The sequence below is a fragment of the Clostridioides sp. ZZV15-6388 genome (genome assembly GCF_020657755.1).
GTDB lineage: Bacteria > Bacillota > Clostridia > Peptostreptococcales > Peptostreptococcaceae > Clostridioides.
In genome coordinates this window covers 77,642-90,834 of the sequence record NZ_JAGWCU010000014.1, presented here as the reverse complement: position 1 = coordinate 90,834, position 13,193 = coordinate 77,642, and the positions used below count along the sequence as shown (strand labels likewise).

Annotated in this window: 10 protein-coding genes and 1 riboswitch; all 10 genes read right to left on the bottom strand. The window is 25.9% G+C overall.

All coding sequences use genetic code 11. The features are described from left to right. Window positions 1-294: 294 nt before the first annotated feature. A riboswitch (cyclic di-GMP riboswitch) is annotated at window positions 295-385 on the bottom strand. A gap of 308 nt (window positions 386-693) precedes the next feature. Next, complete coding sequence (locus KGF48_RS10700; RefSeq protein WP_227839299.1) at window positions 694-1,785, bottom strand: DegT/DnrJ/EryC1/StrS family aminotransferase; 1,092 nt, start codon at window positions 1,783-1,785, stop codon at window positions 694-696. A 73-nt stretch (window positions 1,786-1,858) separates the two neighbouring features. Continuing rightward, the gene (locus KGF48_RS10695) at window positions 1,859-2,266 is read right to left on the bottom strand and encodes a sugar 3,4-ketoisomerase (RefSeq protein WP_227839300.1); all 408 of its coding nucleotides are present in this window, start codon (window positions 2,264-2,266) and stop codon (window positions 1,859-1,861) included. Between the two features lie 90 nt (window positions 2,267-2,356). Next, window positions 2,357-3,301 (bottom strand): ornithine cyclodeaminase, encoded by a 945-nt coding sequence (locus KGF48_RS10690; RefSeq protein ID WP_227868032.1) that lies wholly within the window; start codon window positions 3,299-3,301, stop codon window positions 2,357-2,359. 19 nt (window positions 3,302-3,320) lie between these two features. After that, on the bottom strand, window positions 3,321-4,553 hold the full coding sequence (locus tag KGF48_RS10685) for an ATP-grasp domain-containing protein (RefSeq protein ID WP_227842636.1): 1,233 nt from the start codon (window positions 4,551-4,553) through the stop codon (window positions 3,321-3,323). 92 nt (window positions 4,554-4,645) lie between these two features. Continuing rightward, on the bottom strand, window positions 4,646-5,641 hold the full coding sequence (locus KGF48_RS10680; RefSeq protein ID WP_227839303.1) for a peptidoglycan bridge formation glycyltransferase FemA/FemB family protein: 996 nt from the start codon (window positions 5,639-5,641) through the stop codon (window positions 4,646-4,648). A gap of 4 nt (window positions 5,642-5,645) precedes the next feature. Then, window positions 5,646-7,763 (bottom strand): glycosyltransferase family protein, encoded by a 2,118-nt coding sequence (locus KGF48_RS10675; protein ID WP_227868031.1) that lies wholly within the window; start codon window positions 7,761-7,763, stop codon window positions 5,646-5,648. Further along, complete coding sequence (locus KGF48_RS10670; RefSeq protein WP_227839305.1) at window positions 7,756-9,636, bottom strand: bifunctional glycosyltransferase family 2 protein/class I SAM-dependent methyltransferase; 1,881 nt, start codon at window positions 9,634-9,636, stop codon at window positions 7,756-7,758. The genes KGF48_RS10675 and KGF48_RS10670 overlap by 8 nt, the downstream gene beginning before the upstream one ends. Next, window positions 9,614-11,791, bottom strand: coding sequence for a glycosyltransferase (locus KGF48_RS10665; RefSeq protein ID WP_227839306.1), 2,178 nt, complete (start codon window positions 11,789-11,791; stop codon window positions 9,614-9,616). The genes KGF48_RS10670 and KGF48_RS10665 overlap by 23 nt, the downstream gene beginning before the upstream one ends. Window positions 11,792-11,882: 91 nt before the next feature. Beyond that, complete coding sequence (locus KGF48_RS10660; protein ID WP_227839307.1) at window positions 11,883-12,755, bottom strand: flagellin; 873 nt, start codon at window positions 12,753-12,755, stop codon at window positions 11,883-11,885. A gap of 101 nt (window positions 12,756-12,856) precedes the next feature. Next, window positions 12,857-13,192: a flagellar protein FliT gene (locus tag KGF48_RS10655; RefSeq protein WP_227839308.1), complete on the bottom strand. Its 336-nt coding sequence runs from the start codon at window positions 13,190-13,192 to the stop codon at window positions 12,857-12,859. Window position 13,193 lies beyond the last annotated feature (1 nt).

The following is a 13,193-nucleotide window of genomic DNA, read 5'->3' as shown; positions in this document are numbered from 1 at the left end:
AATTTTTTTTTATTTTCATTGAGGTTAATTAAAAAAAGATTTGTTTTCTTACTAAAAAATAAATCGTTATATTAAATATAATAGAAATGTAATAAATTTAGATGGGTAAAGAAGTCATTTTTTGTAAAATAGCGACTTTTCTAGATAGTCTATCTTTATTTTTACTTATAGTTGGTAAAATATGTTATCATTTGTATTTTCTACTGTAATAAAGTGAACTTTAGCAACAAAATGACTGCCAAAAAGGCAGTCATTTTCGACTAATTCTGCGTATACAGTATACTTAGGATTCTTTTTGGCAACTGGCTGACATAGTTCGTATATACAAACCTTAGCCCCTATAGCTTTGCGTCACTAGATTTATCTAGTTTTGCCTATTTAGTTTTAATTTAAGTATACAATAAATAACAATTTTTTTAAATATTTTTTTTATGTATACTTAAATATTTTATTTTAAAAACTTAGTTATTATTAATTATACAGATTATAAATACTATATTCTACAATTTTATAATAAATTGTCTGAAAATATTTTTATTTTAGAAAAATATAAGACAAATCTCATCTTCATTCTATATTTTTCCATATATTTCAATTTTATTTATGTAATCTATCAGTATCTAAAAATATCAATTAACGAATCTTAAATAAACTATACATAAAAAATTTATTTATGGTATTATTACAATTAATTTAATATTCATTTATAATTTTAATTACATAACTAACTTCTTCATCTTTCATGCCGACAAATAAAGGTATACTAACAACTTTATTTGAATAATTTTCAGCTATATTAAAACTACCCTTTTTATATCCCAAATAAGCATATGCTTCAGATAGATGAGGCGGTATAGGATAATGTATTATAGACTCTATACCATTTTTCTTTAAGTATTCCATAAATGTCTCTCGTTTTTCAACTTGTAAAACAAATAAATGCCATACATGTGTACAGTTCTTTTCTATTTTTGGAAGTATAACTTTTGAATTGTTAATTTCATTAAGATATCTATGTACGATTTTTGACTTTTCATTTTCAATTTCATTAATATATTTAAGTTTTACTCTTAACAAACCTGCCTGAATTTCATCCAATCTTGAATTATATCCAACAAATTTATTATGATATCTCTTTTCCGAACCATAATTTCTAAGCACTTTCACTTTATCAGCTATTTCTTTATTACTCGTTACTATAGCACCTGCATCTCCAAATGCACCTAAATTTTTACTTGGATAAAAGCTAAAACATCCTACGTCTCCAAATGTCCCTGTCATTTTTCCATCATATTTAGCTCCATGAGATTGAGCACAATCTTCAATTAAATACAAATTATATTTTTTACATAATTCTTGTATCTCTTTCATTTTACTTGCCTGACCATATAAATGTACTACTAATATAGCTTTTGTCTTACTGTTTATCTTTTTTTCTATCTTAGATGAATCTATATTATAATACTCATTTGGTTCTACAAATACTGGATTTGCTCCATTTATACTAATTCCCATAACACTAGCAATATATGTATTTGATTGCACTATTACTTCATCGCCTTTACCTATCCCTAATGCTCTAAATGCAATTATCAGTGAATCTAAACCACTAGCTAAACCTACACAATATTTGCTACCTACATATCTAGCAAATTCTTCTTCAAAGTACTTTACTTCATTTCCAAGGATATAATATCCACTTTCCATTACATCCATAACCTTTTTTTCATATTCTTCTTTATGGATTTTAAATTGTTCTAATAAATTATTAAACTTAACTAACATAAAGTTACATCCTTACCTATCTATTATCTATGCTAAATTTATTTAATTAAGAAAATATCTGTCTGCATAGTAACTAGATAATATCTATATATTTTAAAAACTCTTCATAATCTCTGATATACTCATCTTCATTATAATGTTCAGAAGCTATTGAAATTAAAACAGTTTTCTCATCAAAATCAAACATTTCACGCCATACCCCAGGTCCTATATACAGTCCCACATCATTTTTGTTTAGAACAATGGTTGTATCTCTAACACCATCATAACATTTTATCTTAACACTTCCATTTAGGCAAACTAACACTTGCTCTAAAGTTTTATGAGCATGAAAACCTCTCTTTACACCATGTGGTACCCCATATATGTAATACACTCTCTTTATATCAAAAGGTATAACCTTATTTGATTCTAATGCAATTAAACTTCCTACGTCCTCACTTCCAATAGATTCAAACTTAATTAAATTGTACTTTTCCATAAATCTCCCTACCCTGTTTATAATAACTTTTTAATAAGATATTACTTCATATTTTAATTTACAATAAATTCTTGTTAATAAAAAAATATACTACATCCAATATTTTTCCTTTGGTTCTTTTAAGTCTATATCCTCACAATTCAGAGTTTCACATAGTTCATAGATTTTACTTGCAAATAATATATCATGTATTGATAAACCTATATTGTAAGATACTATTCTTTCATCATCATTTTCTCTTCCTTGTGATTGTTTACTTAAAACATCATGAAACTCACATGAATACTTGTATTTATCTATATTTTCTAGATGTTTCAAATGATTATAATCATCTAAATATACTTTATCAAATAAATAATCTACATTTCCAAAACCCATAACATGTACAGGTAATAGTAATGCACCTTTTTTAAACCATTCAAATTCTGAAAGATATTCATCTGTATATGTAACAGTTGAAATTACCACATCTGAATCTACAATAAGTTCTTTATGTGTATCACATATATTAAAACTAAACTGGTCATTATCCTTATATTTTTGTACAAACAACTCTGCCTGGTCTTTATATCTAAGCAACTTTATATTTATATTCCTATTTTTAAGGGTATATAAAAGCATATTCATTATAGAAGAAGCAGTTACTCCTAGCCCCATAATAGCAATAGTCTTAAAGTCTTTTTTAGCAAAAGTATCAATCGCTAAAGCAGCCACAGCAGCAGTTCTAAAGGCTGTAATATAATTACCATCTAAAATGGCTTTTAGTTTAGCATTGTTCATATCATATAGAAATATATCTGAATTTAAACTTGGATTTCTTCCTGGCAATCTTGTAACCATTTTTATTCCACCAATCATATGATTATGATTTAAAGATGGCATTACATTGTAAAATACATGCCCTTGTTCTACCATACTTATTTTTGGTGGTAATTGACAATCTTTTTTTGTCAGAAATGATTCTTTTATCCACTCATATCCTTGCCTTTGAGAGATATTTAATGACATAATTTGCTCATGAGTTATTAACTTCATATATACCATGCTCCCTTATTTAAAAATTTTCTATCATATTCTCATTATTCTCATCAAGTATTTCTATCATTTCATGAATATATTTTTTCTTTATATTGGCATCAAATATATTATTTGCTATTCCATAAATCCTTCCACAATCTTGCCTCTCGTCTTCATATAACTCTATTGTATCTCCCTCTTTTACAAGCAACAAAATTTGAGTTACATAATCTAAGTTTTCTATTTTATCTATATTATTTATCTTCTTTATTGTTCCAGGTCTTATGTATATTGGTAATGCGTATACACACTTTGATAAATGCATATTATATTTTTTTATTTCATTAAAATCGATGTCATTATTCACACTAAAATTTGCAAATAGCCTTCCTATATCTAGATCTGTTATATGTGAAATTGCCAAATAATCACATCCTCCAGGTAATCTTGGCATAACTTCAGACACCTTTATTCCATCTGCACCCACTAGCATCTGAACATAAAATGGTCCATTCTTTATATTAAAAGCCTCTGTTATCTTTTGATATATCGACTTTATTTCTTCTTCATACTGAAAACAATACTTTGATGGATATAGTAATCTGTCTGGTTTTCCAGCTCTCCCTACATGTATATTTACAAGCTCTCTATCTCCGATATAAAATACATGTGACTCTCCATTGTAAACCCAAGCTAGTCCTTGTATTTCCTCACTTTCATAAAATTCCTCAATTATTACTTGTCCATTTTGTGAGATTTCCCTAGAATATTCAAATTTTTCTATTAACTCCTCCACATTTGATACAAAATATACACCTCTTGAACCATAACCATCAACAGGTTTTATTACAAGCGGAAAATTTAACCCTTGTATTTTTTCTAAATCTTTTAAACTTTCAAGAATACAATAATCAGTTGTAGGTATTCCATTGTTTTTAAAATATTTTTTCATAACAGCCTTATTAGTTACAGACTCAAGTTGATTGCAAGAAATCACACATGGTAAATTTAATTCATTTGCAATATAAACATATGGTTTCATTAAAGAATCTGTAAATCCAGTCAAAATTCCATCTATCTTTTTATCTATGGCTATATTTTTTATTTTATCAAAATCAAATACATCAACATCTATTGCTTCATCACAAACTTCTTTTGCAGGAGTATCAATTCTATTATCACAAACAATTGTGTATATTCCTTCTTTTTTAGCTGACATAACAATATTCTCAAAATACTTAATTGAGCCTAAAATCATTAATCTTTTCATATACAAACCTTCTTTATAAGTTAATTATTTTTCTGTAAAAGTTAAAATACTATAGATTTACTACAATCAAGAAATTCTATAAAGTATAAGTATTACTTATTTATATTTTTATAATATGTCCTATTGCAAACAGCACTTGAACCAAAACCTTCTTTAAATATAGCCAAACCTTCATCTAAATATTTTCCTCTATTTAGAGTACTAATTCCAAATGAAAAATATTTAAAGTTTCTATCTGAGGCATTTTTAATCAGATTATAGTTTAAAAATATCATTGGATAATATTTATTATATGCTGAATTTGATGCTAAGTATTGAGTATGGTAAACTCTTCCTTGAAAGTTAAATACCATACTACCACAAATCATAATATCACCAATATATACTGCATAAAATTCTACAATGTCTTTTAATCTATTATTTTTAAAGTCCAATAGTTCTTCTATTGAATGTATCAATTTAGCCCCTTTTCTATCTAAACAGTTAGATAATAATTCAAAAAAAGAGATTACATCTTTATCATCATACACTCTCTTAAAAATAAGATTGTTCTTTAAAGAATATTTAAAATCTCTTCTTTTACTATAACTAAAGTTACTTAATATATCTTCTTTATACTTATTTAGTTCTAAAAACATACTTAATTCATCATAAAACATATAACCATTCTTAAATAGAAAATACTCTAACAATGAAGCATCCTCTTTCCAAAATATTCTCGATGCATTTTTTAGAAATACTTTATTAAAATTTTCTTCTTGTAAATATAATTCTACTGTACTTGTAATAGCTTTTACATGCTTTATATCATTGAAATCATGACCTATTAAAATACCACCAAAGGTGCTACCTAAATGAGAAAAAAATATTTTTTCATCATTTTCATAAACTTCACATGCAGGTACAACTGCTATTATCTCTTTACCTTTATATATCATTAGTGAATGGTCAGAAAATTTGTCTTCTTTATGATAATTAATGAAATTTCGAGTTTGAAGGAATGTCCCATTTATAGATTTATTTTCTACAAAATAATCCCAATCCTCCTGAAAAAAATTTTCAAATTGTTTGATACAGATATTGTACATTTTATCACCTATAACTCTTTTTATTTTCTACTATATGACCATATAAGGCTACAAATAATTGATAGTTTTCAATTTCATCATTTTTATGTAAATTATACTTAACCTTATGATAATTAGCTTCATTATATATTTTGTCTATATAACTTTTTATTTCAACACAGTGTTTATCTATAACAAAATGTTTTATTTCTGATTGTTTTTCTTTTAGCTCATTCCTATCAAATTCATTAGTGTTATATCTTTTTATCATATCTATAACCTCTTTGATATTATTATAATCAAACTTATCTATAAAATCCCACATATTTGTAAAAATTGGTGAAACTTCGTTTTTGAATTTAACAGGAATTAAATCATATAAAATTGCATCTAATTTTGAAATATGACTTCCTACCATAAAAGATTCTAGGTATATATCTGAGATTTTATAAAAATCATCTATCTCTTCCATAATTCCAAAGCATAAAACTCTATCATTTGTAACACTATTTAATGTTTTCCAATAGATATTATTTGTATCAACTCCTACAACAATAATAATCGTGTCATCCGTATTTTCGATTATCATTTTAGCAATTTTAAAATAATTAATATCATTTACACTATTATACTTTCTTTCACTAGCAATAGTTAAAATTATTGTTACATCATCATCCAAATCATACTGCTTTCTAATTTCAGATTTTGAAAACAATTCTTTTTCTTTTAGTGGAATTGGTAATATTTCAGACTTCTCTATACCTCTTTTATTCAATGTAACTAATTGACTAACTTCACTAAAATCAATAACAACATCCGCAATACTTGCACCTAGCCAAAAAGCACTATCATAATGGTTAACATATAAAATAGGTATTTTCCCATCAATTCCAAAAGCTAGAACAGGTATTGTGTCCCACATATGAATATATAAAATAACTATATCAGCCCAATCGTAAGCTATTGTTCTTAAAGCTACAGCCCTTTCTAAATAGTCATCTGAAATTGAATCCAAAGATATAATTTCACCACCACTATCATTTACTGATTTTAATAACCAATCTGGCAATGTCTTTGATTGCCATGTAGTTACAATTGAATGAACAGAATCTTTATCACTATTGATCCAATTTTTAACTACTTTTGTATGACCACCTGTTGAGTATACTTCACTTAAAACATGTAATACTCTCTTTCTTTTGAAATCTTTTTTCTTAAATAATTTTATATTATTTACTTTTGGTAAATTATTGGCACATTCTAATAATGCCTTTTCACATTTTTCACAAGAATACAAACCAGTGTGATTAAAAACAGAAAAACGAGCAACTTTAGAAACAATGTCTAAAACAGTTCTATAATTCTTTAGTTTTAATTCTCTCTCAAGTTCATCTTTCATACAATCCACTACATACTTATTACTCTTAAGTATGGTACTTGCTTTATTCTTATCAAATTCATAAAAATTTTCTCTATGTAAATCAAGTTCTATGTACTCTTTTACAAATTTTATCCTATATTCATCATAGCCATTACTTATATTTGCTATTCCAGAATCATGCATACACCAAGGTTTATCTTGCTTTGGTATAATAACTTTATAGTTATTTTGATTGAATTCCATACTTTGTGACAAATCATAAAAATGCCATCCATCAAATTTATCTTCTCGCCATAATATATCATACTGAGTAATCATAATTAATCCATCTATAGCCATGACTGTATCAAAATCTCCTTCAAAGCTATTAAATTCATAAATATCCATTCTACCTGTATGACTATCATATACTTTTCCCACTTTATTATCAGAATCCCACCAAACTCCACTTACAGGTATGTCTTTCACTCCAGCTACACCAATCATTCCTACATCAATATTTTTATTAAATATATCTAAAGTATCATATATAAAGTTTTTATTAATTATAAATGTATCTTGATGTAAATATACCTTATATTTAGCATCTACTTCTCTCATAGCTTTATTATAAGCAGATGAAATTGAATTAGCTCCTCTCAAAGCAATTGTTTCTATACTAAAATCTTTTGGAATATCTAGACTATTTATATATACAAGACATTCCTCATAAAGTCTTTCATCATTTACACAGGTTATAAAACATATCTTTTCATTATTCATATTTCTTTCTTCCTTCAATAAAATAAAGTATATCTTGTATATCACTTTCACTCTGTACTTTCTCACTACTATTCTTAATTAAGTCATAGGCAATTTCAAATTCTTTTAAATCACACAATACAGTAGTTATATTGTATATTGTGTCAATATTATCTCTATCTATATTTAAAGCCATCATAAACATACTTATACTAAAATCACCCAGACCTCTATTAAATGCCTCAGCACCCAATCTATTTAGTATAGTTGTCTTATTTATTGAAAACATATCAACTAAATATTCAATATCATCAATAAAACATTGTTCAGTTATATTATAATTATCAAATATATAACTTAAATTATCATCCACATCTAACTCATTATCAATTCTCATTAAAGCATATTTTAAATTAACCATACTAACGCTAGAATATCTTCTAGTATCTACACAATTAGAAGCTTTTACTATATATTGATAACACTCATATTGTTCTCTCATATTTTCATGGCTTTCTTTACACATTGTATCGATGAATCTATTGTCATCCTCTGAAATCCTCATTCTAGTAGCACAAACACTATCTATTGTGTAATTACTATCATTAAACATTCTTATTATCTCATTTAATGTAAAAAATCTTAAGTGAGTCCTATCCAAAATTCCTGAATCAGTATATGTAAAATTACCTTGTACAATGTTTCTTAAAACGGATACATGCATAATATTTGGTATACTTGATATCAAATAACCATCCTTCTTTAGATATCTCTTTAGGTCATTGACTATCTTCCATGGATTAACTAAATGTTCAAGTACATCTCCCAATATTATATAATCGAAGAAATTTTTATTATAATCTAATTGTACTTTTTCTATATCTGCTATCAGTACCTCTCCAGTATTTTTTGCTAATTTACCTGCTGACTCACTTATTTCTATTCCATATATGGATGAATTTTTATATATATTTTTTATTTCTAAAAGAGTAGCTCCTACACCACAACCTATTTCTAAAACATTAATATTTTTCTCTACATTACAATCTATTTCAGAAATTAAGTCAGTTCGTATCATTCCACTGTATTCTGGATTAAAGCCCCATTTAGTCTCAAATTTTCTTCTATTAATATCCATTATATCTGTGTATTTATTACGATTTTCTTTAAAAGATACACTTCCAAAATGGTGTATAAAAGTATCCTGGCATAATAATAATTTGTATCCTTCTTCTAACATTCTAAAAGATAAATCATCATCTTCAAAATTTCCAGGTGTAAATAGCTCATCTAAAACACCTACATTATCTACTACAGATTTCTTTATTAACATACAAAAACCAACTAATTTAACTCTATATTTCCATGAATTGATGTTAGATTTATTTATTTCTTGAGCAAATATAAACATATCCTCAATTGATTTGTAATCCACATCAATTTGTTGATAATATGAGCATGCATTTGTTATTGGACCCACAGCTCCTATATTATCTTGTGACCATAAAGCTTTGTTCAAATTATAAAGCCAATTAGGAGTAACTATTACATCATTATTTAATAATAATATGTTTTCACCCTTAGCTAACTCAATACCTTGGTTGCACCCTTTTGGAAACCCTAAGTTTTTATTATTATATACAGATTTTATATCCGATTGTTCCTTTAGCCAATCCACTGTTCCATCAGAAGAGTTATTGTCAATTATTATTATTTCATATTTATTCTTTGGGGTAAATTTTCTAATACTTTCAATACATAATTTGGTATATTCTATTTGATTATATGTCAATATTATTATGCTTGTAAATTTTATATCTTCATTTGCACATGTATATTGCCAATCTTTTATTGTATTTTTAGATTTTTCATTAACTGTTATTGGTATGCTCATTCTCTAAGTCTCCTATTTTTAAATTTTTTAGGTATTCTATATTATATATGGTATCTTCATTTTCTACATCTAATGATAACGCCTTTTTTAACATAAAATCAGCTTTCTCAAGTTTATTTTCAAGCATATATAAAATCCCTTTTATATTTAAAATTTTGACATCATCTACAAATGTTTTTGAATAGTCTTCTACCAATAATTTCGCATCATTTATTTTGCCATTTTCAATCATATTTTCTATACTAATAATAAAGCTATCTTTTAATTCTTTAAATTCTTGACTTTCTTTTATATTTTCTTCTAATTCATTTATAAGTATTTTTATTATTTTGTTATAAAAAGGATATTCATTTAGTAATTTACTCATATTATTTATATATTCTAATTTTTCATTAGCATCATTTATTTTATTCTTAGTATCAAGTAGATTCTTAAATTCTATAGTAAATTTATCTAAATCATTACACACAAACTTTATTAATTCAAAATCACTTAGATTACTATATATGTATTTTATGTATTTATAAGAGTACATTATATAAAGATAAAAAATATCCTTATACTTTTCATCACTTAAACTAATATTTTCTAAAACTACTTTCGATATAACTTTATATACTCTTATCTTTTCTATTTCTGATGTGTTTGGACGACTAATTATGTACTTATATAATTCTAAATTAAAACTTCTTTCCAATGCTAAAAGATATTTTAGATATTTCTCTATCCAAACATATTCCATATCATAAAAAATATCTAGTAAATCAATTTCTTCTTCAAAAGCTATTTTTATAATACATGCATAAATTATTTCTTTCTCTTCATTTAGTATTTCTTTGCATGTATCTACAGATACATGTTTATTTGTTCTTATCTGATTTAAAAGTCCATAATTACCTTCAATATCACAAAAGCTTTTATATACAGCCTCTTTTTCATCATCTTTTATATTATTTATAAATTCTTCTATGTTTCTATAAAAACTATTTCTTTCAACTTTAGAATTTGAAATTTCCTTATAATAGTTTTTTATATCTTCAAATCTATTCAATTTATATAAGGACATAAATAAGCTAAAATACACATTCTTCTTTTTTTCTATATCTTCAATATTATTGTATTCTGAAACTAGAGACTCATATTTTTCAAGTTTATAATAGACCTTTATCAGTGTGATAACAGCTTCATCTCTAAGCCCTACAGTATCAGTATCAGAAAATAAACTATTTGCTTGTGTACTTATTTCATAATTATCTAATAAATAAAGATATCTTTTATACGAATCTATACTATTCTCATATTTACCTAAATCCACTTGTGCTTGTGCAATATAATAATATATATCAATATTATTCATGTCTTTTTTAATATACTTTAAACATAATTTTTCACACTTCTTATGTTTTCCTAAATATAAATATGTTTTTACAAGGCTTGTTATCAAGTAACCAGGTGCCGATTCTAGTTTAGAGTATAATTCATAAGACTTCTCAAGATAATCTAAAGCCTCTTGATATTTTCCTAATATAATAAAATTTTTTCCTAATTGATAATTTATATATGGAGAGCTCTCATTCTCTTTTAACTCTTCAAATAATAATTTTTCATTTCTTTTTACTTTGTTTAACCTTATTTCTTCATCTTCAAACAAATATCCATAATGTTCAAAGTCCGCAACATTATTAAATATAGGATTTTTGTACATTGGTTGTTCATGCACTTTACCATGGTATTTAAAATCAACATTTTTAAAAAGTCTCAGTACTGAACAATATCCATATGATTTTTTATCATATGAGTAAAGATTTTTTAATTGTATAGAGGCAGAGTTAAATTTTTTATCAAGTCCATCTTTAAAAAATCTTACAATAGTTGAAGAATCAATTAATATTTCATCTGCATCTAATATAAGTAACCATTCACCCTTGGCATAGGATATTGATATGTTTCTCATACTAGAAAAATCATTATTCCAATTATGAAAATATACATTCTCTGTGTATTTTCTAGATATTTTTATAGTATCATCTGTAGAACCTGTATCAATTATTATAAGTTCACTATCTATAGAATCTCTTAATTTGGTTAATGATTTTAAAGTTTTTTCAAGTATCTTTTCTTCATTTTTGACAATCATAACTATACTAAGTAACATATATATTTTCCTTTCAAAGCTATATTTTCTAAAAAAGAAAAGAGTAAAGCAAAGCCCTACTCTTCTTCTCTATCCAATATACAAAATTATTTTATCCTAATAATTGTAAAACTCCTTGTGGCTGTTGATTAGCTTGAGCAAGCATTGATTGTGATGCTTGAACTAATATATTCATTTTAGATAAGTTAACCATCTCTGAAGCAACATCTGTATCTCTTATTCTTGATTCAGCTGCTGTAACATTTTCTACAGTATTATTTAAGTTATTTTGAGTTGATTCTAGTCTGTTTTGTTGTGCCCCTAATTTTGCTCTTGATGTATTTAGATCTTTAAGAGCTACATCTAAGCTAGATACCATTTGTTTAGCTGCATCTGTTCCAGAAGTTCCATCCACATTCATACTTGCTATTGTAGAACTTGTTATTCCAGCTTTGCTCATTATACTTGCAGTATTTACTAATGCAACTTTTATTTCATTGTTGTTATTAGTTGTACCTGAAACGTTTGTTCCATAATTAGCTCCAACTTGTAATCTTATCTCTGTTGAACTTCCATCAAGTAACTTCTTACCATTAAACTCTATTGCACTTGATATTCTTTCAACTTCGTCTTTTAATTGTGATAACTCATCTGCTATCTTTTGTCTTTCTTCAACAGTATTAGTTTCATTTGAAGATTGTAATGATAAAGTTCTCATTCTTTGTAATATGTTTCCAGTTTCTTCTAATGCACCCTCTGCTGTTTGTACAACAGATATACCATCTTGAACGTTTCTTCCTGCTTGGTCTAGACCTTTTATTTGAGCTCTCATTTTCTCAGATATTGCAAGTCCTGCAGCATCATCAGCAGCTCTCTTTATTCTAACTCCAGAAGATAACTTCTCCATAGATTTACTTTGTGCACTTACGTTTCTTCCCATTTGATTGTTTGCTATTAAAGCACTTACATTTGTATTAACTCTCATTATTTTACCCTCCTTAGTATAGTTGACATCCTTGTCATTTCTACTTTTAACTTTTTATATTAATTCTTCATTTATATAATCGGACAAGTTAACCTATAACTTTATACTTTTTTATTAAAAATATTTACTTTTTCTCTATTTAAGCTATAATACATTGTGTTTACTTGCTTAGTAAGCTTGTACTCATGTAACTCTTTTTTTACTTCTGACAATTGTTCTTGTAAAGAGTTTCTTATTCTATCATCAATTGCAATTAATTCCATATCATTATAAAGTTGTATGAAATCATTTTTATCCACTTCACTTATACTGTTTATAATATTGTGTCTCTCATTTAATCTATTACTTATATTTTTATACTCCTCTTTTTCAATCAATTTTATAATCTGTAAAGATATATCTTTATATAAATTTATTTTTTCTTCTAATTTATCCATA